The organism is Nesterenkonia sphaerica, assembly GCF_005771565.1.
GTDB lineage: Bacteria > Actinomycetota > Actinomycetes > Actinomycetales > Micrococcaceae > Nesterenkonia > Nesterenkonia sphaerica.
The window spans coordinates 67,322-88,891 of the sequence record NZ_VAWA01000005.1 but is presented as its reverse complement, the minus strand read 5'-3'; the positions used below and the strand labels follow the sequence as shown (position 1 = coordinate 88,891).

26 protein-coding genes are annotated in these 21,570 nt (G+C 64.4%); 1 reads left to right on the top strand and 25 read right to left on the bottom strand.

The genetic code is table 11. From position 1 onward, the window contains the following. Positions 1–69: 69 nt before the first annotated feature. The 9 genes from FEF27_RS05575 to FEF27_RS05540 form a co-directional block, all read right to left on the bottom strand. Positions 70–711 carry a LysE family transporter gene (locus FEF27_RS05575; RefSeq protein WP_138169865.1) on the bottom strand — a complete coding sequence of 214 codons (642 nt, stop codon included), beginning with the start codon at positions 709–711 and terminating at the stop codon, positions 70–72. An 83-nt stretch (positions 712–794) separates the two neighbouring features. Then, positions 795–1,295 carry a 30S ribosomal protein S9 gene (gene rpsI / locus FEF27_RS05570; RefSeq protein ID WP_138169864.1) on the bottom strand — a complete coding sequence of 167 codons (501 nt, stop codon included), beginning with the start codon at positions 1,293–1,295 and terminating at the stop codon, positions 795–797. Between the two features lie 34 nt (positions 1,296–1,329). Next, positions 1,330–1,773 (bottom strand): 50S ribosomal protein L13, encoded by a 444-nt coding sequence (rplM, locus tag FEF27_RS05565; protein ID WP_138169863.1) that lies wholly within the window; start codon positions 1,771–1,773, stop codon positions 1,330–1,332. 125 nt (positions 1,774–1,898) lie between these two features. Further along, the gene (locus tag FEF27_RS13310; protein WP_166429921.1) at positions 1,899–2,060 is read right to left on the bottom strand and encodes a hypothetical protein; all 162 of its coding nucleotides are present in this window, start codon (positions 2,058–2,060) and stop codon (positions 1,899–1,901) included. A gap of 30 nt (positions 2,061–2,090) precedes the next feature. Further along, on the bottom strand, positions 2,091–2,978 hold the full coding sequence (locus FEF27_RS05560) for a DNA-methyltransferase (protein WP_138169862.1): 888 nt from the start codon (positions 2,976–2,978) through the stop codon (positions 2,091–2,093). A 9-nt stretch (positions 2,979–2,987) separates the two neighbouring features. Beyond that, positions 2,988–4,145: a mannitol-1-phosphate 5-dehydrogenase gene (locus FEF27_RS05555; protein WP_138169861.1), complete on the bottom strand. Its 1,158-nt coding sequence runs from the start codon at positions 4,143–4,145 to the stop codon at positions 2,988–2,990. Positions 4,146–4,260: 115 nt separating this feature from the next. Continuing rightward, a complete protein-coding gene (locus FEF27_RS05550; protein ID WP_138169860.1) occupies positions 4,261–6,321 on the bottom strand; it encodes a PTS mannitol transporter subunit IICBA in 2,061 nt (686 codons plus the stop codon). Positions 6,322–6,334: 13 nt separating this feature from the next. Beyond that, positions 6,335–8,017 (bottom strand): phosphoenolpyruvate--protein phosphotransferase, encoded by a 1,683-nt coding sequence (ptsP, locus tag FEF27_RS05545; protein WP_138169859.1) that lies wholly within the window; start codon positions 8,015–8,017, stop codon positions 6,335–6,337. Positions 8,018–8,022: 5 nt separating this feature from the next. Beyond that, a complete protein-coding gene (locus FEF27_RS05540; protein WP_138169858.1) occupies positions 8,023–8,292 on the bottom strand; it encodes an HPr family phosphocarrier protein in 270 nt (89 codons plus the stop codon). A 185-nt stretch (positions 8,293–8,477) separates the two neighbouring features. On the opposite strand from FEF27_RS05540, the gene FEF27_RS05535 reads away from it, so the two are divergent. Continuing rightward, on the top strand, positions 8,478–10,382 hold the full coding sequence (locus tag FEF27_RS05535) for a BglG family transcription antiterminator (RefSeq protein WP_138169857.1): 1,905 nt from the start codon (positions 8,478–8,480) through the stop codon (positions 10,380–10,382). Between the two features lie 27 nt (positions 10,383–10,409). Here the strand turns inward: FEF27_RS05535 and FEF27_RS05530 are convergent, their stop codons facing one another. The 16 genes from FEF27_RS05530 to rplF form a co-directional block, all read right to left on the bottom strand. Then, positions 10,410–11,864, bottom strand: coding sequence for a sugar porter family MFS transporter (locus FEF27_RS05530; protein WP_138169856.1), 1,455 nt, complete (start codon positions 11,862–11,864; stop codon positions 10,410–10,412). Between the two features lie 172 nt (positions 11,865–12,036). Next, positions 12,037–12,900: a tRNA pseudouridine(38-40) synthase TruA gene (truA, locus tag FEF27_RS05525; protein WP_138169855.1), complete on the bottom strand. Its 864-nt coding sequence runs from the start codon at positions 12,898–12,900 to the stop codon at positions 12,037–12,039. A gap of 79 nt (positions 12,901–12,979) precedes the next feature. Then, positions 12,980–13,543 (bottom strand): 50S ribosomal protein L17, encoded by a 564-nt coding sequence (gene rplQ / locus FEF27_RS05520; protein ID WP_138169854.1) that lies wholly within the window; start codon positions 13,541–13,543, stop codon positions 12,980–12,982. A 64-nt stretch (positions 13,544–13,607) separates the two neighbouring features. After that, a complete protein-coding gene (locus FEF27_RS05515; RefSeq protein ID WP_138169853.1) occupies positions 13,608–14,627 on the bottom strand; it encodes a DNA-directed RNA polymerase subunit alpha in 1,020 nt (339 codons plus the stop codon). A gap of 132 nt (positions 14,628–14,759) precedes the next feature. Beyond that, positions 14,760–15,161 (bottom strand): 30S ribosomal protein S11, encoded by a 402-nt coding sequence (rpsK, locus tag FEF27_RS05510; protein ID WP_119902505.1) that lies wholly within the window; start codon positions 15,159–15,161, stop codon positions 14,760–14,762. 12 nt (positions 15,162–15,173) lie between these two features. Beyond that, positions 15,174–15,542: a 30S ribosomal protein S13 gene (gene rpsM, locus FEF27_RS05505; protein WP_138169852.1), complete on the bottom strand. Its 369-nt coding sequence runs from the start codon at positions 15,540–15,542 to the stop codon at positions 15,174–15,176. 229 nt (positions 15,543–15,771) lie between these two features. Next, positions 15,772–15,885 carry a 50S ribosomal protein L36 gene (gene rpmJ / locus FEF27_RS05500; RefSeq protein ID WP_119902503.1) on the bottom strand — a complete coding sequence of 38 codons (114 nt, stop codon included), beginning with the start codon at positions 15,883–15,885 and terminating at the stop codon, positions 15,772–15,774. A 20-nt stretch (positions 15,886–15,905) separates the two neighbouring features. After that, the gene (infA, locus tag FEF27_RS05495; protein ID WP_119902502.1) at positions 15,906–16,127 is read right to left on the bottom strand and encodes a translation initiation factor IF-1; all 222 of its coding nucleotides are present in this window, start codon (positions 16,125–16,127) and stop codon (positions 15,906–15,908) included. Positions 16,128–16,315: 188 nt separating this feature from the next. Next, positions 16,316–17,155: a type I methionyl aminopeptidase gene (gene map, locus FEF27_RS05490; protein WP_138169851.1), complete on the bottom strand. Its 840-nt coding sequence runs from the start codon at positions 17,153–17,155 to the stop codon at positions 16,316–16,318. 1 nt (position 17,156) lies between these two features. Beyond that, a complete protein-coding gene (locus FEF27_RS05485) occupies positions 17,157–17,726 on the bottom strand; it encodes an adenylate kinase (protein WP_138169850.1) in 570 nt (189 codons plus the stop codon). Beyond that, on the bottom strand, positions 17,723–19,030 hold the full coding sequence (gene secY / locus FEF27_RS05480) for a preprotein translocase subunit SecY (protein WP_138169849.1): 1,308 nt from the start codon (positions 19,028–19,030) through the stop codon (positions 17,723–17,725). Before secY ends, FEF27_RS05485 begins: the two co-directional genes overlap by 4 nt. A gap of 148 nt (positions 19,031–19,178) precedes the next feature. Continuing rightward, positions 19,179–19,673 carry a 50S ribosomal protein L15 gene (rplO, locus tag FEF27_RS05475; RefSeq protein WP_138169848.1) on the bottom strand — a complete coding sequence of 165 codons (495 nt, stop codon included), beginning with the start codon at positions 19,671–19,673 and terminating at the stop codon, positions 19,179–19,181. Further along, positions 19,673–19,906 (bottom strand): 50S ribosomal protein L30, encoded by a 234-nt coding sequence (gene rpmD, locus FEF27_RS05470; protein ID WP_138169847.1) that lies wholly within the window; start codon positions 19,904–19,906, stop codon positions 19,673–19,675. Before rpmD ends, rplO begins: the two co-directional genes overlap by 1 nt. Continuing rightward, on the bottom strand, positions 19,903–20,643 hold the full coding sequence (gene rpsE, locus FEF27_RS05465) for a 30S ribosomal protein S5 (RefSeq protein ID WP_138169846.1): 741 nt from the start codon (positions 20,641–20,643) through the stop codon (positions 19,903–19,905). The genes rpmD and rpsE overlap by 4 nt, the downstream gene beginning before the upstream one ends. Further along, entirely contained in the window at positions 20,640–21,011 is a 372-nt protein-coding gene (rplR, locus tag FEF27_RS05460; RefSeq protein ID WP_138169845.1) for a 50S ribosomal protein L18, read from the bottom strand. Before rplR ends, rpsE begins: the two co-directional genes overlap by 4 nt. Positions 21,012–21,014: 3 nt before the next feature. After that, positions 21,015–21,551 carry a 50S ribosomal protein L6 gene (gene rplF / locus FEF27_RS05455; RefSeq protein WP_138169844.1) on the bottom strand — a complete coding sequence of 179 codons (537 nt, stop codon included), beginning with the start codon at positions 21,549–21,551 and terminating at the stop codon, positions 21,015–21,017. Positions 21,552–21,570: the final 19 nt, after the last annotated feature.

The window sequence follows — 21,570 nt, the reverse complement described above, 5'->3', positions numbered from 1 at the left end:
CCGCGGAAAATCGCTCGCTCCGTGTGCGGGGAATCGCATTTCGGTACCAATCCGTAACGCAGCTCCAGGTCAGCTGGACACTGCCTGCAGTGCTTGGACGAGCAGCAGGACAGCCATCACGATCAGTGCGGCACCGGCCCCACCTTCGATAATCCGCGTCCACAGCTGACTCACCGCCCGGCGCAGCCCCGCGATCAGACCCGCACACACAAAGCACCAGATCACCGAGGAGCTCATGAACGCAGCGAAGAAGACCAGCAGCGGCACGATGGGGGCCTGATCACCGAGCGCACCGCCGACGGCGCCCCCCGCCCCGGCCCAGTAGACCACGTTCCAGACGCTGGCCAGAGAGATAAGGGCGCCTGCGCCCAGCGGTCCCCGGAGCAGACCGCCGCGGGTCGTTTGCGCTGCCGCCGGCCGGGATTTCGGTGCGACTGCGTCCCGGACTCCCTGGAGTCCCAGCACCAGAAGCACGATGCACCCGCCCACGGTGATCGGGATATGCAGCTGCGGCTGAGTCAGCAGTGCCGCTGCGCCAGCCAAACCGAGCACCGCCCAGGCGGCGTCGCCGACCAGCGAGCCCACCTGCACGGCCAAGGCGGGTCCAAAGCCCTCCCGGACCCCCCGGCGCAGCGATTCAGTGAACACCGGTCCTGGAGCCGCATTGAACACCAACCCAAGCCACAGCCCAGTCAGAATGACCTCAATCACGGGCACCGCATGTCATCGGCCCCCAAGGACGCGAAATGCCCCGCTCGGGGAGCCGAACGGGGCATTTCATCGTCACTGAGGGATCAGCGCTTGGAGTACTGCGGAGCCTTACGGGCCTTCTTGAGACCGGCCTTCTTCCGCTCCACGGCGCGGGCGTCGCGGGTGAGGAAGCCTGCCTTCTTCAGTGCCGGACGGTTGTGGTCGCGGTCGATGCTGTTCAGCGCCCGGGAAATGCCCAAGCGCAGCGCACCGGCCTGACCGGAGGGTCCGCCGCCGTCAATGCGGGCGATGACGTCGTAGGCATCATTGAGGCCCAGCAGGGTGAACGGGTCGTTGACCTCCTGCTGGTGCAGCTTGTTCGGGAAGTAGTCTTCCAGGCTGCGGCCGTTGAGCGTCCACTTACCGGTGCCGGGCACGATGCGCACCCGGGCGCGGGCGCGCTTGCGGCGGCCGATGGCTGCACCGGGCACGGTCAGTGGGGCACGCTCAGCAGGCGCCTCGTCGGCCGAGGTGGTCGGGGTCGATTCCGAGGTGAAGCTTGTCAGCTCCTCGGTGTCAGTAAGCTCTTCAGTGTTCTGAGCCACGGTTCTCCTAAAGGTGTCTAGAGTCGGGCCCGAATTACTGGGCGACCTGGGTAATCTCGAACGGCTTCGGCTGCTGGGCGGCGTGCGGGTGCTCGCTGCCAGCGTAGACGCGCAGCTTAGTCAGCTGTGCGGCCCCGAGCTTGTTGTGCGGAATCATGCCTTTGACGGCCTGCTCCACTGCGCGGGTGGGGTGGCGCTGAACCATCTGCTCGAAGTTGATCGAGGTGATGCCGCCGGGGAAGCCGGAGTGGCGGTAGTAGGTCTTCTTCGCTGCCTTGTCACCGGTGACGGCGACTTTCTCAGCGTTGATGATGATCACAAAATCGCCCATGTCCTGGTGGGGGGCGAAGGTCGGCTTGTGCTTGCCGCGCAGCAGCTGAGCAGCCTGCGAGGCAAGACGGCCCAGGACCACATCAGTGGCATCGATGATGTGCCACTGCGGGTCGGCGTCGCCTTCTTTGGGGGTGTACGTACGCACGGTTGGTATGCCTTACGGTCGGTGTTCTACGGTTCACGCAGCGTGGGGGCGGCGGGTGAGATCCGCTGCCTTTCAGCGCGTGATGCACTTGGTCTCGGACGCAGAAACGGCAGTTTCCGCACCCTTCAGGTGACAGCCGCCGGGGCGGCTGCGGTTTTCAGCGCGCTGCCCGATTCCCGGGTGAGGGCCGGGAAGATTCGGGGCCCGTTGTCTCCCGCGAGGTTCGTGGAGGCTTGACGGCCATGCAACTGGACCGCCTCAACACGAATCCAGGCAGGTCTGGACACGCACAACAACCCTTGACTATACCCGGTTGCTCACGTGGCCGCCAACTCGCCGTCGGCAGTCAGGAACTGCGGAGGCGGCGTCGTGCGTGACAGGCGTCTGCGCATCACGTCAATGGCCTCTGTGTGGGAGTCAATCAGCAGGTACTTCCGGTTCAGCTCTGCGGCGGCGGCTCCGGTGGTTCCGGATCCGGCAAAGAAGTCGAGCACCCAGTCCCCGGGGCGGCTGGAGGCGGCCACAATGCGCTTGAGCACACCGACCGGCTTCTGGGTGGGGTATCCGGTGCGTTCCCGGGCGTTGGGGGCGACGATGGTGTGCCACCACACGTCAGTGGGAAGCTTCCCGCGGGCGACCTTCTCTGCGGTCACCAGACCCGGTGCCATATAGGGCTCCCGGTCCACCTCGTCACTGTTGAAATGGTACTTCTTGGGGTCTTTGACGTAGACCAGAATATTGTCGTGCTTGGTGGGCCAGCGGCGTTTGGCCCGAGCGCCGTAGTCGTAGGCCCAGATGATCTCGTTGAGGAAGCATTCCCTGCCGAAGAGCGCATCCAGCATGACTTTGGCGTAGTGGACCTCACGATAGTCCAGGTGCAGGTACAGCGTGCCGGTCGCAGCCAACAGCCTCCATGCCTGTTCAAGCCGGGGTGCCAGGAAGTCCCAGTAGCTGATAAACGTGTCGTCGTAGGCGGTCAGCGCCCCCCGGAGAGTCTGGTAGGTCTGCCCCTTGAATCCCACCCGGTCGCCCGCCGCGGAGCGGACGGTGCGGATGCGCTGGGCCCGCTGGGTCCGTCCGGTGTTGAACGGCGGATCGATGCAGATCAGCTGGAAGGACCCGGCCGGGAGGGTTTCGAGTACTGGGAGGTTGTCTCCGGCGATCACGGTGTTCGGTGAGTCGGCGTCCCACAGTGGTGCGTGCACCGGTCCAGCCTACCCAGCGCAGCGGCGTACTTCCTCACGGATGCGCGGGAACAGGGGGTGCTCCGGCCCTAAACCGGTGATCTCAGCGGTGAATTCATCGGCTGTGACTGATCCTTGGTGCACCTCCGCCAGGGCGCGCTGCAGCTGCGCCGCCTCGTCATCCTCCGGAGCGTGGAATGTCAGGGCTGCGCTGATCGCCGCCAGCAGGCCATCGACCCCCATCCCTAGCTCGGCCGCCTCAGCGGCTGGCGCGATGAACCGTTCCTTCCGGGAAAGCTTGCGCAACGGTTGCCGTCCCACGCGAGTGGTGGTGTCCGGAAGTGCGGGATTGCGGAACCGTTGCAGAATGGCCGCCCGGTATTCGGCCATATCGGCGGCGCTGAAACCGTGCTTGGCGACCAGCAGGGCGGAGGTCTCCCGCAGCGCGGCCTCCACCCCTCCGCTGACCTGTGGATCGGCGAGCGAAGCGGCAATTGTTGTGTGGCCGGCGGCGCTGCCCAAGTAGGCCGCCGAAGCATGTCCGGTGTTGACCGTGAAGAGCTTGCGCTCAATGTAGGGCTCGAGATCCGGGACGAAGTGGACTCCGGGGATCTGCGGGCGGTCACCACCGAAAGGCGCGGACTCGATGACCCATTCATAGAAGGGTTCCACGGTGACGTCGACTCCTGTGTCGCCGGACTGACCGGGCACGATCCGGTCCACAGCGGTATTGGCGAAGGTGGCCTTTGCGCGCAGCTGGGGCCACTGCGACCCGGCCAGTCGTTCGACCTCCCCGCGCAAAGTGTCGGTGGCTCGCACGGCGTTCTCGCAGGCCATGACCTGCAGCGGCGGCAGCTGTGCCGAACGCAGTTGGAGACCGTCCACGATGTGCTGGGCAATAAACTTCAGCACACCGGGACCCACCGCGGTGGTCACCAGGTGCGCCTCGGCGACTTCCTGCGCCACAGCCTGCGGTTCGGCAGCGCTGTTGATAGCCCGGAACCCGGTCACGGTGGTGTCCCGCCCGCCCTCACCGGCCTCGCGCACTGTGTAGGAATCCGCCGCGTTGAGGGCATCCACCAACGCCGCGGCGACGTCGGAGAACACCACCTCGTACCCGGCCTGGTGCAGCAGCACGCCGACGAACCCGCGTCCGATGTTCCCGGCCCCGAAGTGAACTGCCTTCATGCTTGTCTCCCCCATGTTTGGTGATAGAACCCGTTAGGGCGTCTCGGGATGTGGGAAACTCGGCGCGAAAGTACTGAAGTTTCCCACATCCGGAGACGCTGTGCTGGTGGGCGGGTCAGTTGTCGTTCACACCGCTGAGCAGTGCGTGGAGTTCGGCCTCTGAGGCGGCGGCCTCCAGCTGAGCCACCTTGGACTCGTCGGAGAACAGTTCTGCTATTCGGGCCAGCAACTGCAGGTGCTCATCCCCGACTCCCGCGATGCCGACCACGAACCTCACCTGGTCACCCGCCCAGTCGACGCCGCCGTCATAGCGGACTACCGAGAGGGCACTGGACTTGATGCTGGACTTCGCCTCATTGGTCCCGTGAGGGATCGCAAGTCCGCTTCCCATATAGGTGGATGCCGTTGCCTCCCGGTCACGCATCGCCTGGAGATAGTCCCCTGTGACGGCACCGGCGGAGACAAGGATCTCCTGGGCCTCGCGCAGCGCCTCCTCCTGCGTGGCGGAACCGGCGCGGATCCGAATCCGGTCCTGAGTCAGCACCCGTGGCTCCACGGCGGTGCGGGTACCGCTGGCGTGCTCAGCTGACGAAGCCGGGGCTTCGGAACCGGCGGCAACCGCCTGGTCGTCTCCGCTCTGTTGGACCAACTCCACCACCTCGTCATACTCCGGGGCGTTCATGAAATTGTTCACTGAGACGTGGATGGCCTGCGGCTCCTTGGGCCGGGCCCGCTCGGTCAGCGTCTGCTGGGTGATGACGAGGTCAGCGTCACCCGGGAGGGATGAGATCGCCTTGTTCGTGACGTAGACGTCACTGATCCCGGCAGCCGAGAGCTTGTTCCGCAACACTGAGGCACCCATGGCGGAGGATCCCATGCCGGCGTCACAGGCGAAGTAGATGGTGCGGATCCGATCGGCGGCCGCGCTCGGCACGCCGGCGCTGAGACTGGCCAGCGCTGAGGAGCTCTTGCCCTTGGCCGCCTCAGTCTTCGCGATAGCTGCGGAGAACTGATCTCCCAGCTCCATGTCTCGCTTGCGGGAGGACAACAGGATCACCGCGGCCACTGCGAAGGTGACCCCCGCAGAGAGCACCCAGCCGAATGTCACTCCGACCACATTGCCCACACCCCCGCCGAGGGACTGGACATAGACAGCGATGATTGAACCCGGGGCCGCGGGGGCCTGCAGGCCCACACCCAGGAGCATGTTGGTGGTCACGCCCGTCATGCCGCCGGCCACCATGGCCAGCAGCAGGGCCGGCTTCATCAGCACGTAGGGGAAGTAGACCTCATGGATCCCGCCGACGAAGTGGATCAGCGCAGCACCTGGGGCGGTGGCCTTCGCCGCCCCGACCCCGAAGACCGAGAATGCCAGCAGCAGGCCCAGTCCGGGCCCGGGGTTCGCCTCCAGCAGGAACAGGATCGAGCTTCCTTGAGCGTCGGCCTGCTGGGTTCCCAAGGGGGTCAGCACACCGTGGTTGATGGCGTTGTTGAGGAAGAACACCTTGGCCGGCTCGATGAGCACGGAGGTCAGCGGGAGCAGGCTGTTGTCGATCAGCCACTCCACGCCGGTGCCGAGGGCGGCCATCAGCCAGTTGATCGGCGGTGCCATGACAAAGAAGCCGACCGCGAGCAGCAGGAATCCGAGAATGCCCGCGGAGAACATATTGACCAGCATCTCGAAGCCGGGCTTGATCTTGCCCTCCCAGACGGCGTCGAGCTTTTTCATCAGCCACGCGGACAGGGGCCCCATGAGCATGGCGCCGATGAACATGTGCACGTACCCGAGCTGATCCTCACCGGCCGGCAGCGCAGCATTGAACTGGTCGATAATGTGGTCTGATCCGACGATGACGCCCACTGCGGCCACAGCCCCGACGACGGCTCCACGCGTCTCGTAGATCAGCCGACCGCCCTGCATGGCGATCAGTATGGGCAGCAGGTAGTGGATCATCGGGAAGATGACCCCCGCCAGCGCGTTGGTGGGTTCCCATCCTGCTTCGGTGAATTCGGAGACATTGACGACCACAGCGGTGACAATGCCCCAGGCGATGAGCGCGGGAATGTTCGGCATGATCATGCCGGAGAGGAAGGATCCGAACTTTTGGACTCCGACGCGGAACCGCCCCGGCTGGGAGGCAGCTGCGGACGTGGAGTCGGATGACGACGTCGTCATGGGTATGCCCTTTTCACTCGTTGGTCAGGGTGGTAGCAGTATGTTGAGCGGCCTGGAGAGCCTCTGCCGCGGTGGATGCGGAAACAGCGGCTGTGGCGATGGCGCGCGCCTGATCCTTGGTGAACCGCAGCAGCTCAGCGCGGACATCGGCCAAAGCGGCCGGCGCCATGGACAGCGAGGTGACACCGAGCCCAACCAGCACCACGGCCAGCAGGGGGTCAGCAGCTGCCTCGCCGCAGACACCGACCGGTTTGCCGGTGACGGTCCCGGCTGCCCCCACCTCCCGGACCAGCTTCAGCACGGCGGGGTGCCAGGGGTCCTGAAGCCCGGCGACTGAGCCGAGCAGCCGGTCGGCGGCCATCGTGTACTGAGTGAGGTCATTGGTGCCGATGGACGCGAAGTCTGCCGTCTTGAGGATCTGCTCGGCCAGCAGCGCAGATGACGGCACTTCCACCATGACTCCGGCGGTCTTGAGCCCGTGCTGGTGGGCGAACTTCGCGAATGTCTCGGTCTCCTCCACTGTGGAGACCATCGGCGCCATCACCCACAGGTCGGCAGAAGTGACCTCCTGCGCCTGGGCCAGCGCAGAGAGCTGATCACGCAGCACTTCTTCATTGGTCAGCAGGGCGCGCAGGCCGCGCAGTCCCAAGGCGGGGTTCTCCTCCTCCGCATCGTTGAGGAAGGGCAATGGTTTGTCGGCTCCGGCATCCAGTGCTCGGACCACCACTTTCTTGCCGGGGAACGCTTCCAGCAGCTCTTGATACGCCTTCCGCTGGGCCTCCACGCTGGGCGCGGACTCAGAGGAGAGGAACAAGAACTCGGTGCGGAAGAGTCCTACGCCCTCGGCCCCCAGCTGGACGGCTTCGGCCGCGCTTTCCGGGGTGCCGAGATTCGCCAACAGTGGGACCGGGGTGCCGTCCGCCAGCGCACCGTCGGTCAGCGGCGCAGCCTGCGCAGCCGCCCGAGCCTGCACTCGGGCTGCGGCCTCGGCACGTTGCTCCTGGGTGGGGCTCACCACGATCGTTGAGTTGGCGGCATCTACGATCACTTCGTCACCGTCAGCTAATCGGGAGGCCTCAGCGACGCCCACCACGGCGGTGATGCCTTTCCCGCGAGCGAGGATCGCAGTGTGGGAGGTGGGCCCTCCCTCGATGGTCACCAGCGCCAGGACCTTGTCCAGGTCCAGCAGAGCAGTGTCAGCCGGAGCGAGGTCCTGTGCGACCAGCACGAAGGGGTGCCCTGGGTCCGGCACACCCGGTGGCGGGTCGCCGCGCAGTGCCGCCACCACGCGGGCAGCGACGTCGTGCAGGTCGGCCGCGCGTTCACCGAGGTAGCCGCCCAGGGCCTGAAGCGTCTCGGCCATCTCCGCGAACGCCGTGTGCACTGCGTACTCACCGGTCTGGCCCTGCGCCAGGAGCGTCTCCACCGCCTCTTGCACGGTGGGGTCCTGGGCCATCATGACCTGCGCGTCGAGAACCTCCTGAGCTTGACCGCCCGCAGTCTGCCCACGGGTGGTCAGATCTGCGGTGACCGCGGCGATCGCCTCGGTGACCCGCTGGGACTCCTGCTCATGTGTCAGCAGACTCGGCTCCGCTGGCGGCGGGAGCGGCGGTGGTGACATTCTGGCCACCGGGCCTACGGCGACGCCGCGGCCGATCCCGGTCCCTTTCATCGCGGACTGGGCTGCAGCAGACATGAGGATCAGGCCTCGTCGTGGTCGGTTTTGAGGAATGTTTCCAGTGTGTCGAGTGCAGCCTCAGCACCATCACCGGCTGCGGTGATGGTCACCTCGTCGCCCTTGTCCACGCCCAGGGACATCACCCCCAGGATGGAGGCGGCGTTGACTGACTTATCACCCTTGGCGATGGTCACCTGCGCGCCGGTGTTCTGCGCTGCTTCGACGAACAGCTTGGCCGGACGAGCGTGAAGGCCTTGGGATGACCCGACGGTGACAGTGCGAGTTGCCGACATGATGGTGCCTTTCCGTTGAATAATGCGTAATTCGATTCTCCCGTGACGCAGCCCACATCAGAAGTGTTTTCAGGCCAGACTTGTTTCCGCCCCTGCGGAAAGTTCCAGCTCGGCATCGCAGGGTTCTGAGCTGCGAGAGCCGCCGACGCGCAGCGTCACAGGCGCGGTGTCATAGGGTAAGTGGCATGCGCAGGCGTCCGGAACAGGTGGCGAGTCTGCTGCTGCGCGCAGAGGGCTGGGTCACCGCAGCCTCACTGGCCGACTCCCTCGGCGTGACCCCGCGCAGTGTCCGGTCCTACATCTCACAGCTGAACGCGCGCAGCGCACCACGCACAGCTGTCGAATCGGGCCCCCAGGGGTACCGGGCCGAGCGGGCCGTACTGGCACGACTGCGCGCCGAGAGCGAAAGCGCCACGCCGCAGGACCGGGTGCACACGCTGGTCCGGGAGCTGCTCGGAGCTGACGCCGGGGTCGACATCCACCGCACAGCGAGCCTGCGTCACGTCTCGGAAGCCACGGTGGAGTCCGATGTGGCCCGGGTCCGGGACCTCATTGCGGGCAGCGGGCTGAAACTGCAGCGTTCCGGGTCCCGGGTGATGCTGGTCGGTGATGAGCTGGCGCAGCGGCGCTTGGTCTCGCAGCTGGCGCACCAAGAGATGGACGCCGGGTTCGCTGACATCGCGAGCCTGCGGCGCACCGTTGGCCTGAAATCCATCGATCCTGGGGCGTTCTCCCCGTTCAAACAGGACCTGACCACCGGTCTGGGCGAGCAGGGGTACTACGTGAACGAACTCGCGGTCTCTGACGTGATTCTGCACGTCGCCATCGCTGCTGACCGCGTCACCCAGGGCCGGGCCCTGACGGGCAGCCATGTGGACCCCACTCCCGCGCAGCAACGGGTCGCGGAGCTGCTCGATGAGCTCACGCTCCGGCACTTCGGCACACGTGTGGGGCTCGGCGATGTGCACCACCTCGCGTCATTGATCCTGACCCGCGCGGTAATCCCGAAGGGTGAGGACCTCGAGGTGGGTCTGGACCCGCACATTGAATCGGTGGTGCGAAGAGCCGTTCAACATGCCGCCGAGGAGTACTTGGTGGACATCTACCACGACGATTTTCTGCGCAGGCTCAGTCTGCATGTGCAGAACCTGGTCCACCGGGCCAAAGAACAGGCGTGGTCCAGGAACCCGCTGACCCGCTCACTCAAAGCCGCCTACCCGATGGTGTTCGAAGTGGCGGTCTCCATTGCCAGCGAAGTCGGCCATCACCTGCAGCTGAGCATCGGCGACGACGAGATCGCCTACATCGCCATGCATGTGGGAGGTCGGCTGGAGCGCAACCGGCGAAGTGAGACGGTGCTGACCGCGACGATTGTCTGTCCGGGGTATTACGAGCTGCATGAGCTGCTCCGCTCACGCATTGACCGGTCTTTGGGCGCCTCCGTCGAGGTCACCGCCGTGGAGACGGAGATGTCCCCGGACTGGGGGGCGCTGACCACCGACCTGGTGCTGACCACTGTCGAACCCCCGGTGCCTGACGAGCGGACGGTGCTGCTGCCTCCTTTCCTGACGGAGGCCGACACCGAAAGGATTGCCGCTGCGGCCGCCCGACGCCGCCGCGCCCGACGGCTGGCCCGGCTGCGGGCTGAGCTGGAACACTATTTTGATCCTCACGCCTTTGTCCGCCCCCTGCAGGCGATGAGCGAACCGGAGGTGATCCGGGCGCTGGGAGCCCCACTTATCGAGCTGGGGGTAATAGACGCGGACTACATCGACCGGGCGATCGCCCGCGAGGCGATGTCCTCCACAGCGTTCACGGACGCGCTGGCAGTGCCCCATGCCCTGAAGATGACCGCTGGGCGGACCGCACTTTCGGTGGGTGTGGCGGAGAGCTCCCTGCGCTGGGGGGAGAACCGTGTGCAGTTCGTCGTCCTGGTGGCTTTCAGCGAAGAGGACCGTGAGGCGTTTCAGACGATCTTTGAACAGCTGGTGGAGGTCTTCAACGAACGCGACTCAGTCCAGCGGCTGCTGCGCCGCGGCACAAACTTCACTGACTTCCTCGATGAGCTCACCGCCCTGATTGACGGCTGAGCGCGCCGACTGCCTAGCATCGAGGCCTCAGACCTTGGAGTGGGCCCTCTCCTGCATCTCCTCAATCTCCCGGCCCTTGGTCTCCGGGACATACTTCAGTACGAAGAACAAGCTGGCCAGAGCGCTGACCCCATAGAACCCATAGGCGAATACCAGGGAGAGTTCTGCCATCTGCGGGAAGAGTGTGGAGATCAGGAAGTTGGAACCCCAATTGAAGGCCGAAGCGACCCCCAGGGCCACAGCACGGATGCGGTTCGGGAACATCTCACCGAGCATCAGCCACATGAAGGGGCCCCACGTGGCACCGAAGCCGAGCACAAAGATGTTGGCTGAGACCAGCGCGACGACGCCCCACGGCTCTGGCAGCGACACCACGGTCTCCACATCACCGAATTCGTTGGTGGCGGTTGACTCCACTGCTTGTGAGAAAGCCACTGCCATAGTCAGCAGCCCTGCTGCCATGACCGCGGAGCCCACCACCAGAGGGATGCGGCGGCCAACCTTGTCCACGATCAAGATACCCACGATGGTGGCAAGGATGTTCACACAGGTGGTGATGACTTGGACCAGCAGGGCCTGGTCCTCCGCGATGCCGACAGCCTGCCAGAGCGTGGTGGAGTAGTAGAAGATCACATTGATGCCCACAAACTGCTGGAACACCGCGAGTCCAATGCCCACCCAGACGATAGGCATCAGCTTGCCGTTGACGAAGAGGTCTCTGAGCTTCTGCCGGGCCTCCAGATTGATGGTGCGCTGGATGTCTTCGATCTTCGTCTTCACCGCAGCGGACCCGCTGAGACCGACCACTTCGGTGAGGATCCTGGCCGCGGCGTCGTTCTTGCCGCGGGAGACCAGATAGCGCGGGGATTCCGGAATGCTCAGTGCCAACAGCCCGTAGATCAAGGCCGGGGCTGCCTCGGAAAGGAACATCCACCGCCAGGCGTCAAGCCCGAACCAGAGCTGCTCTGCTGCCCCGCCGGCCAGATTGGCGAAGAGGGCATTCGAAATTGCGGCCATGAAGATACCAGTCACGATGGCCAGCTGGAACAGCGAGCCCAGCCGCCCCCGCCAGGCACTCGGCGACACCTCCGCGATGTACGCCGGCGCGATCACTGAGGCCATGCCGACACCGATGCCGCCGACCAGACGCCAGAAGATGAGATCGTGGACGCCCAGCACCAGAGCACACCCGACTGCGGAGAAGAAGAATAGCGACGCCGCCAGCAGCATGGCCTTCTGCCGGCCGACTCGGTCGGAGATCACTCCCCCGCTGAAAGCCCCGATCACACAGCCGAGCAACGCACTGGAGACGCTGAAACCGCTCATGAGCGCTCCGAGCTCAAACTCTGCGCGTATCGGAGCGACGGCGCCGTTGATGACCGCTGTATCGAATCCGAAGAGAAAGCCACCGAAGGCTGCAACCATCACAATCCAGACGACGGGGCCGACAGCTGGTGAGGCGGAGGGCGAATGTGGAGCCATGACTTTGAAGTCCTTCCGGGATGAAGCGCGGCGCAGCGGGCGCAGCGGGCGGACCGTGCGGGTCAGCGGCAGCTCAGCAGCAGCTCAGCGGCAGGGCGATCCTACCTGAGAACCCCGGTGATGACTCACCGACCTGGGGCTTCTGCGTCACATCAGCGTCGTCGCTGGCCGTTCAGCCCGCGCGGCTCCGCCGGGCACGGGTCTGCTCAGCCCGGGCGGCCAGCTCATCCTCGGCGGGATAGTCCACCCGTTCCAGCACCAGGCCCTGCGGGGGGGCAAGCCGGACACGCTGGTCCCACATCGGCTCCTGCAGCCGCGACATGAGCCACCCGGGGGCGCGCCGGCCTTCCCCGACGTCGAGACACGCCCCTACCAGGGCGCGGACCATATGGTGGCAGAAGGCATCAGCTGTAATCAGCACGGCGATCACGCCGTCCGGCTGGCGAGACACGGTGAATTCTGTGAGCAGGCGGATACTCGTGGCGTGCTCTCGGGGGCGGCAGAAACTGCCGAAGTCGTGCAGGCCCAAGGCACTGGTCGCCTCGGCATCCATCATCTCCGCGTTCAACTCCCCCTGTGGGCAGTGCTTCCGGGAGGGGCGAATCCATGCAGTGTCGTGACGGCGGACGGGATCCCGGAGTCCGAGCCGATCAGCGATCCGGTAGGAGTAGGTGCGCGTCAGCGCGGAGAACCGGGCGTCGAAGTCATCCGGCACGGGGCTGGCGGCGTGGAGCGTCACAGCCCCACCCTCCCTGCCGAGTACCCCGTTGAGCCGCTGAAGGAGAGCGGTCTCGGGGGCAATGTCTCTGCCGCGGGACAGGGTGTGCCACTCCCCCTCACTGAGGTCGAGGTGGACCACCTGGCCCCGGGCGTGGACGCCAGCGTCAGTGCGTCCGGCGACCACCACCGGCACCTCCCGCCGCACCACTGTGGTCAGCGCCCGGCGGAGCACGCCTTCCACAGTGCGTTGGCCGGGCTGGTCTGCCCAACCGCTGTAGGCCATGCCGTCATAGGCGAGGTCCAGACGAACACGCATGATTGTCACTCTAACGCTGCTTAAGCGTGTGGGCCCCGACCACTTGGTCGGGGCCCACACACGTACTGGTCGAAAAGACCTACTTGTCTTCGCCGGCCTCTGCTGAGTCTGACTCAGCTGCCGTCTCGGTCTCGGTCTCGGCCGGCGAGTCCGTCTGAGCCTCGCCCGCTGCGGGCTCTTCCGACTCTGCCGGCTCGGTCTCCTGAGTCTGCGCTGAGGCGGCTGCGACTGCGGACTCCGCATCGCGAACGACCTGCTGCTTGGGGCTGACCGGCTCCATCACCAGCTCGATGACAGCCATGGGGGCGTTATCGCCCTTGCGGTTGCCGATCTTGGTGATGCGGGTGTAGCCGCCCTGCCGCTCGGCCATCGCCGGAGCGATCACGGTGAACAGCTCGTGCACAATGGCCTGGTTGGTGGCATTCTGTGCACTGATCTTCGCGACCACCTGGCGGCGGGCAGCCAGATCGCCCTTCTTCGCCACCGTGATCAGACGCTCCGCGTAGGGGCGCAGACGCTTGGCCTTGGTCACCGTGGTGGTGATCGAGCGGTGCTCGAAGAGGTTGGCGGCCAAGTTGGCCAGCATCTGCTTCTCGTGCGCCGGGCTGCCGCCGAGGCGCGGTCCCTTAGTGGGGGTTGGCATGGTCTCTTACTCCTTGTGGAAAGCGCTCACCGTATGAAGCGAACGAATGTCTTGTACCTGTGGCTCAGCTGGAGAACTGAGCGTCGGCCTCGTCGTCGTACTCGGCCTGTTCAGCAGCGAAGCGAGCGGCCGTGGGGTCAAAGCCTTCGGGTGAGTCCTTCAGCTGAAGGTTGTACTCCACCAGCTTCTCCTTGACCTCATCGATGGACTTCGCACCGAAGTTCCGAATGTCCATCAGATCCGCCTCGGAGCGAGCGGTGAGCTCACCAATGGTGTGGATGCCCTCACGCTTGAGGCAGTTGTATGAGCGCACAGTGAGCTCAAGGTCCTCAATGGGAAGAGCCATATCGGCCGCGAGGGCAGCGTCAGTCGGGGAAGGTCCGATCTCGATGCCCTCAGCGGAGATGTTGAGCTCCTTGGCCAGGCCGAACAGCTCCACCAGGGTGGAGCCCGCCGAGGCCAGGGCGTCGCGGGGAGCCATGGAGGGCTTGGCCTCCACGTCGATGGTCAGCTTGTCGAAGTCGGTGCGCTGTTCGACACGCGTGGCCTCGACCTTGTAGCTGACCTTCTCCACCGGGGAGTAGATGGAGTCCACCGGGATGCGGCCGATCTCCGAGTCCTCGAGCTTGTTCAGCGCCGCGGAGACGTAGCCGCGGCCGCGTTCGATGGTCAGCTCCAGGTCCAGCCGGCCGTCTTCATTGAGCGTCAGCAGCTGCTGGTCAGGGTTGTGGAACTCCACACCTGCTGGCGGCGTGATGTCCGCTGCGGTGACCGGGCCGGGGCCTTCCTTGCGGAGGTAGGCCACAACCGGCTCATCGTGCTCGGACGAGACGGAGAGCTTCTTGACGTTGAGGACCAGCTCGGTGACATCCTCTTTGGCACCGGCGATGGTGCTGAACTCGTGCAGGACACCGTCGATCCGGATGCTGGTGACTGCTGCGCCGGGGATGGAGGACAGCAGGGTCCTGCGCAGGGAGTTGCCCAGGGTGTAGCCGAAACCTGGTTCGAGCGGCTCGATGGTGAAGCGTGAACGGTTCTCGTCGACGACTTCTTCAGTCAGCGTGGGGCGCTGTGCAATAAGCACTGGTCATTCCTTTCAGAGTGCGTCCGCTATATGACGCATTCTTTTTCAGTGGGCTGCCGACTCGCGGGGCCGCCGTCTGGGGAGACAGCGGCACCGCATGCCGGCTGTGAGGGCTGGGTGAATGAAGCCGCGTCAGACGCGGCGGCGCTTGGGCGGACGGCAGCCGTTGTGGGCGCTGGGGGTGACATCCTGGATCGAGCCGACCTCCAGGCCGGCGGCCTGGAGCGAGCGGATCGCAGTCTCACGTCCGGACCCTGGGCCCTTGACGAAGACCTCCACCTTTTTCATCCCGTGCTCCTGAGCACGCTTGGCAGCCTGCTCGGCGGCCATCTGCGCGGCGAAGGGGGTGGACTTCCGGGAGCCCTTGAAGCCGACCTCACCGGAGGACGCCCATGAGATCACGGCACCGGTGGAATCGGTGATGGAGACGATGGTGTTGTTGAAGGTCGACTTGATGTGAGCCTGACCCTGGGTGATGTTTTTTGATGCGCGGCGGCGTGGCTTGCGCGCCGCAGTACGGCTCTTGGGGGGCATTGGAACTCCTGACTACTTCTTCTTGCCTGCGACGGTCTTCTTGGGGCCTTTGCGGGTGCGCGCATTGGTCTTGGTGCGCTGACCACGGACAGGCAGGCCACGGCGGTGCCGCAGCCCCTCATAGGAGCCGATCTCGACCTTGCGGCGAATATCGGAGGAGACTTCGCGCCGGAGGTCACCCTCAACGGTGAAGTTGCCTTCGATGTAGTCGCGCAGAGCAACCAGCTGCTCGTCGGTGAGGTCCTTCACGCGGGTGTTGCCGTCAACACCTGTGACCTCAACGACTTGTTCGGCGCGGGTACGACCCACGCCATAGATATAGGTAAGTGCGATCACCGTGCGCTTTTCGCGCGGGATGTCGACACCAGCCAGACGTGCCATACGGCAGTCCTCCTTGTGTTCTTCCGAAGGTCTGTGACAGCGCAACCCCAATGGGTCCCGGCCCCGCAACGGAGCCTGGTTCCGACGCCGGAGGTGACGTCCTCAGTGGGTCTCCGGCCTTCGGGAACCGGAGGTGTGCTCGCCAGCTCATTTGCAAGCTGCACTGCCATATCTGTATTGAGCTGTGGTCCTTCGCAGGGTGTGTCTTACGCCCGCAGGCGCACGACGTTCAGCCCTGGCGCTGCTTGTGGCGCGGGTTCTTGCAGATCACACGGACAATCCCACCACGGCGGATGGTCTTGCAGTCCGAGCAGATCGGCTTGACACTCGGCTGAACCTTCATGTCGGTTCTCCTACTCTTGCTTACTTGTAGCGGTAGACGATGCGGCCGCGGTTGAGGTCATAAGGACTCATCTCCACTACAACCCGGTCCTCGGGGAGGATGCGGATGTAGTGCTGGCGCATCTTGCCCGAGATGGTGGCCAGGACAACGTGGTCGTTCTCCAGCTTGACCCGGAACATTGCATTGGGCAGGGCTTCGACCACCCGGCCCTCAACTTCGATGACGCCTTCTTTTTTCCCCATATTCTCCACACAACGATCGCGATTCCGCTGACCTGCTTCAGTGCAGAGCAGACTGCACGAAAAAGGGGTCAGAGAATCTGGGCTTTTTGCTTCAGAGCCTTGCGGGCACACAGGACCGCAGAGACAACCAACAAAAGATACTACCGGAGTCAAGCCTGCCGCGCCAATCTGCTGTCACAGGCTGGTCCTCACGGTATCGGAACTGGCGTCACACCCAATGGTTCGAGGTCTGCGGCGCCCCCATCAGGGGCGGTGAGGACCCAGACACCGTCGCGGTGACGGCACACAGAGTGTTCCCACTGGCTGGCGTGCGCCGCGTCAGCAGTCACCACCGTCCACTCGTCACTGAGCACCTTGGTCTCGATGCTGCCGCGGACCAGCATCGGCTCGATGGCCAGCGCCATACCTGGTTTGATCTTGGCACCCTTCATCCCGGTGGCATAGTTGAAGACGTCAGGCGGCAGGTGCATGGCGGAGCCGATGCCGTGACCGACGTAGTCTTCCAAGATCCCCAGTGGCTTGCCGGGTTGGGAGTTCACATAGTCCTCCACGGCTTCGCCGATCTCCCCAATGTGCTTGGCAGTGGCGAAGGCGGCTATGCCGTGCCAGAGCGCTGCCCGGGTGATCGCCGAGAGCCGCTCGTCCTCCGGGTCTGCGGTCCCTGAACTGCTGGATCCCAGGATCACGGTGCGGGCGGAGTCGGAGTGCCAGCCTTGGACGATGCATCCGGCGTCGATCTTCAGCACGTCACCGACCTCCAAGACCCGCTCGCCGGGGATCCCATGGACCACCTCGTCGTTCACCGACGTGCAGATGTGCCCGGGGAAGCCGTGATAGTTCAGGAAGTTCGGCACCGCACCGCGGGCTGCGATGGACTCGGCGAAGATCTCGTTGAGCTCCCCCGTGGTCACCCCCGGGCGCGCGGCCGCAACAGTGGTGTCCAGCGCCTCGCACAGCACTGAACCGGCTGCGTCCATGTGCTTGAGCTGCTGGTCGGTCTTCAGCTCGATGCGTCCGCGGGAGAACACGTTAGGAGTTCAGGGCTTCCATGATGCGGACGTTGACCTCATCCACAGAGCCCAGGCCGTCGACCTGCTTGACCAGATTCCGCGTCTTGTATTCGTCGATCATCGGTCGGGTCTCGTTCTCGAAAAGCTCGAGCCGACGCCGGATCACGGTCTCGTCGGCGTCGTCGGCCCGACCCTCGGTCTCCGCGCGGTGCTTCAGGCGCTGGGTGAGCTCCTCGGTGTCGGCAGTGAGTTCCAGCACGACGTCGAGCTCAACACCCAGACGGGCCAAGATCTCATCCAGGGTGGCGGCCTGGGTGCGGTTGCGGGGATAGCCGTCGAGGAGGAAGCCGTCGGCGGCGTCGTCCCACCGCAGCCGGTCTTCGACCAGGCGGTTGGTCAGCGAATCGGGTACCAGATCCCCGGCGTCGACATACTTCTTTGCCTCTTGGCCGAGTTCGGTCTCCCCTTTGATGTTGGCCCGGAAAATGTCACCCGTGGAGATGGCGACAATGCCCAGTTTTTCTGAGACCAGCTTGGCCTGTGTACCTTTGCCGGAACCCTGTGGTCCAACGATCAGCATTCGCGTCATCGCAGCAGCCCTTCGTAGTTGTGTTGTTCCATCTGTGCACTGATCTGTTTCACCGTCGTCAGTCCGACGCCGACCATAATCAGGATTGAGGTGCCGCCGAACGGGAAGTTCTGGTCCGCTCCGATGAGCACGAAAGCCATCAGCGGGATCATCGCGACGAAACCGAGATACAGCGAGCCGGGGAAGGTGATGCGGCTGATGACATAAGCCAGATAGCCCTCGGTGGGCTTCCCGGCGCGTACTCCTGGGATGAACCCCCCATACTTGCGCATATTCTCCGCGACCTCATTCGGGTTGAACGTGATCGAGACGTAGAAGTAGGTGAATCCCACGGTCATCAGGAAGAACGTGGCCATGTACACCGGGTGCGCGCCGTCGAAGTACTGGTTGAGGAAGACGAAGATGCCAGAGGGCTCCTCGCCCGGGGCCGGCTGGTTGAACTGCATCGCCACTGAGGGAAGCATCAGCACCGAGGAGGAGAAGATCACCGGGATCACGCCAGCCATATTGACCTTGATGGGGATGTAGGTGCTGGTACCGCCAACGGTCCGGCGCCCGATCTGCTTCTTCGCGTACTGCACCGGCACTCGCCGCTGGGACTGTTCGACGAAGACGATGGCTGCGATGAGGCACAGCCCGATGATGCAGATAGCGGTGAAGACTCGCCAATCCTGCTCAATCCAGATCTGCCGCATGGAACCGGGGAAGCCAGCAGCGATGGCCACGAAGATCAGGATGGACATGCCGTTGCCGACTCCGCGCTCAGTGATCTGCTCACCCAGCCACATGATCATCGCCACACCGGTGGTCATCACCAGGATCATCAGCAGAATCACCGGCAGGGAGTCGTCCGGGATGATTTCACCGGGCTCGCAGCCCAGCAGGGCTCCTGAGCGCGCCATCGTCACCAGCACAGTGGCGTTGAGGGTAGCCAGTGCCAGAGTGAGGTAACGGGTGTACTGGGTCAGTTTCGCCTGGCCCTGAGCGCCTTCACGCTGCAGTGCCTCGAACCGCGGGATCACCACACGAAGCAGCTGCACGATGATGGCTGCGGTGATGTAGGGCATGATGCCGAGTGCGAAGACAGAGACCTGGAGCATCGCGCCGCCGGTAAACATGTTGACGAAGGAGTAGAGCCCTCCGTCGGTGTTGCCCAGAGCGAGGCAGCGCTGCACACCGTTGTAGTCCACTCCGGGTGCGGGAATGAATGCGCCGATCCGATAGATCGTGATGATCCCTAACGTGAATAGGATCTTCATGCGCAGGTCAGGTGATGCGAACACCCTGGCTATTGCGCTGAACAAGCGTCCTCCTCTGTGGGCGCGGCATTTCTCATGGGCCGACCGCCGTCCATCATCCTACCCGCCGCAGCACTGGTGAAAGAATCGGGGTCAAACAGGTTCAGCCCCCGCTTGTGCAGCGGGGGCTGACTCATGTCTCAGCTGGAGACGATCACTCAGCAGCTGGGGCGTTCTTCAGCGGAAGCTGCTGAACGGAGCCACCTGCAGCCTTGATCTTCTCTTCGGCGGAAGCGGAGAAGCCGTGGGCTTTCACGTTGACCGCCACCGAGATGTCCCCGGAACCGAGGATCTTCACCGGCTTGCCCTTGCGAGCGACGCCCTTGGCCACCAGGTCCTCGGCTGTGACGTCTCCACCCTCCGGATAGAGGTCGCCCAGCTTTGTGAGGTTGACGGGTGAGTACTCGACCCGAAACGGGCTCTTGAATCCACGCAGCTTCGGAAGGCGCATGTACAGCGGAAGCTGCCCACCTTCGAAGCCGGCGCGAACCTGGTTGCGTGCCTTGGTTCCCTTGGTGCCTCGACCTGCGGTCTTACCTTTGGAAGCCTCGCCTCGACCCACGCGCTGGCGGGCCTTCTTGGAGCCACGGGCAGGTTTCAGGTCGTGCAGCTTCAGGACCTCGGACTCGGCAGGAGTGTTCTCTGCCATCACTTGGCCTCCTCAACTTTGACAAGATGCTTCACGGTGTTGAGCATCCCCACCGTGACTGCGTCGGCATCGCGGACCACAGTGTGTCCGATGCGCTTCAGCCCCAGGGAGCGCACGGTCTCCCGGTGCTTCGGCTTGGTGCCGATGACGGACTTGGTCTGAGTGATCTCCAGCTTCGCATCCGAAACCTTGAGATCACGGGCAGTGGTGTATTGGACGTCTGCCATTGTCATGCACCTGCCTTCTGGGTACGTGCTTCGCGGTCTGCGGCCATTGTCCGCAGCATCGGAGCCGGTGCAACCTCATCGAGAGCCTTACCGCGGCGTGCGGCCACGGCTTCCGGCTCCTCGAGCTGCTTGAGGGCGTCGATGGTGCCGTGAACGATGTTAATGGCGTTCACCGAGCCCATGGACTTGGTCAGCACGTCGTGGATTCCGGCGCATTCCAGCACGGCACGCACGGGACCTCCGGCGATCACACCGGTACCGGCAGAGGCGGGGCGCAGCAGCACTACGCCAGCTGCGTCCTCACCCTTGACCAGGTGCGGGATGGTGGAACCGACGCGAGGCACGCGGAAGAAGCTCTTCTTCGCCTCCTCCACACCCTTGGCAATGGCCGCCGGCACTTCCTTGGCCTTGCCGTAGCCCACACCAACGGTGCCGTCGCCGTCGCCGACCACCACAAGTGCGGTGAAGCTGAAGCGCCGGCCGCCCTTGACGACCTTCGACACACGGTTGATGGTGACGACGCGCTCGAGGAACTTGTCCTTCTCCTCATCGCGGCCACCACGACCACGGCCCTCTCCTCGGCCGCGCCCACGTCCACGGCCTTCGCCGCGGGCGCCGCGCTCACCTCGGCGGGAGTCGCTCTTCTGGTCAGCTGCCTGAGTCTGCCCTGCAGACTCGGCGCTGGTCTTGTCGTTGGACTCAGTCACAGAGAAGTCCTTCTCATTAGTTGCGTTCTCACTCACAGCTTCAAACCGCCTTCCCGTGCGCCGTCTGCGACAGCGGCCACGCGACCGTGGTACTTATTGCCACCGCGGTCGAAGACCACAGCCTCGATGCCCACAGCTTTGGCACGCTCGGCGATCAGTTCGCCGATCTTCTTGGCCTTAGCGGTCTTGTCACCGTCGAAGCTGCGCAGGTCAGCTTCCATTGTGGTGGCGGAGACCATGGTCTTGCCTTCGAGGTCATTGACGACCTGAGCGACCATGTGGCGCGCGGAGCGGTTGACGACCAGGCGCGGACGCTCTGGTGAGCCTTCGACCTTCTTGCGCAGGCGCAGGTGGCGCCGGCCGCGGGCAGCGGACTTGGACTTGCCCTTGATACCGATAGCCATGGTTTACTTACCTGCCTTTCCGGCCTTGCGGCGAATCTGCTCGCCTTCGTAGCGCACGCCTTTGCCCTTGTACGGGTCGGGCTTGCGCAGTTTGCGGATATTCGCAGCGACCTCGCCGACCTGCTGCTTGTCGATCCCGGAGACTGCCAACTTGTTGGCACCCTCAACGGTGAAGGTGATGCCCTCTGGTGCTTTGACCGGCACTGGGTGGGAGTAGCCCAGGGCGAATTCGAGGTCGTTGCCCTTGGCCTGCACTCGATAACCGGTGCCGACAATCTCGAGCTTCTTGGTGAAGCCCTCGGTGACCCCGATGATCATGTTGTTGATCAGGCTGCGGGTCAGCCCGTGCAGGGAACGTGATTCGCGTTCGTCGTTGGGACGGTGGACGGTGATTGTCCCGTCCTCGACCTCCACGGTGATGCCCTCAGCCAGCGTGCGGCTGAGTTCACCTTTGGAACCTTTGATTCGGATTTCGCGGCCTTCGAGGCTGACCTCGATACCGGATGGGACGGTGATCGGAAGACGACCGATGCGTGACATAGTGCTCAGACTCCTTCCG

Bases quoted from the DNA above. Each gene is read 5' to 3' on its own strand.
- FEF27_RS05555 (WP_138169861.1), bottom strand. From the start codon at position 4,145: ATGAAGGCAGTTCACTTCGGGGCCGGGAACATCGGACGCGGGTTCGTC.
- FEF27_RS05550 (WP_138169860.1), bottom strand. From the start codon at position 6,321: ATGACGACGTCGTCATCCGACTCCACGTCCGCAGCTGCCTCCCAGCCG.
- ptsP (WP_138169859.1), bottom strand. From the start codon at position 8,017: ATGTCTGCTGCAGCCCAGTCCGCGATGAAAGGGACCGGGATCGGCCGC.
- FEF27_RS05540 (WP_138169858.1), bottom strand. From the start codon at position 8,292: ATGTCGGCAACTCGCACTGTCACCGTCGGGTCATCCCAAGGCCTTCAC.
- FEF27_RS05535 (WP_138169857.1), top strand. From the start codon at position 8,478: ATGCGCAGGCGTCCGGAACAGGTGGCGAGTCTGCTGCTGCGCGCAGAG.
- FEF27_RS05530 (WP_138169856.1), bottom strand. From the start codon at position 11,864: ATGGCTCCACATTCGCCCTCCGCCTCACCAGCTGTCGGCCCCGTCGTC.
- truA (WP_138169855.1), bottom strand. From the start codon at position 12,900: ATGCGTGTTCGTCTGGACCTCGCCTATGACGGCATGGCCTACAGCGGT.
- rplQ (WP_138169854.1), bottom strand. From the start codon at position 13,543: ATGCCAACCCCCACTAAGGGACCGCGCCTCGGCGGCAGCCCGGCGCAC.
- rpsK (WP_119902505.1), bottom strand. From the start codon at position 15,161: ATGCCCCCCAAGAGCCGTACTGCGGCGCGCAAGCCACGCCGCCGCGCA.
- rpsM (WP_138169852.1), bottom strand. From the start codon at position 15,542: ATGGCACGTCTGGCTGGTGTCGACATCCCGCGCGAAAAGCGCACGGTG.
- rpmJ (WP_119902503.1), bottom strand. From the start codon at position 15,885: ATGAAGGTTCAGCCGAGTGTCAAGCCGATCTGCTCGGACTGCAAGACC.
- infA (WP_119902502.1), bottom strand. From the start codon at position 16,127: ATGGGGAAAAAAGAAGGCGTCATCGAAGTTGAGGGCCGGGTGGTCGAA.
- FEF27_RS05485 (WP_138169850.1), bottom strand. From the start codon at position 17,726: ATGACGCGAATGCTGATCGTTGGACCACAGGGTTCCGGCAAAGGTACA.
- rplO (WP_138169848.1), bottom strand. From the start codon at position 19,673: ATGGCAGAGAACACTCCTGCCGAGTCCGAGGTCCTGAAGCTGCACGAC.
- rpmD (WP_138169847.1), bottom strand. From the start codon at position 19,906: ATGACAATGGCAGACGTCCAATACACCACTGCCCGTGATCTCAAGGTT.
- rplR (WP_138169845.1), bottom strand. From the start codon at position 21,011: ATGGCTATCGGTATCAAGGGCAAGTCCAAGTCCGCTGCCCGCGGCCGG.
- rplF (WP_138169844.1), bottom strand. From the start codon at position 21,551: ATGTCACGCATCGGTCGTCTTCCGATCACCGTCCCATCCGGTATCGAG.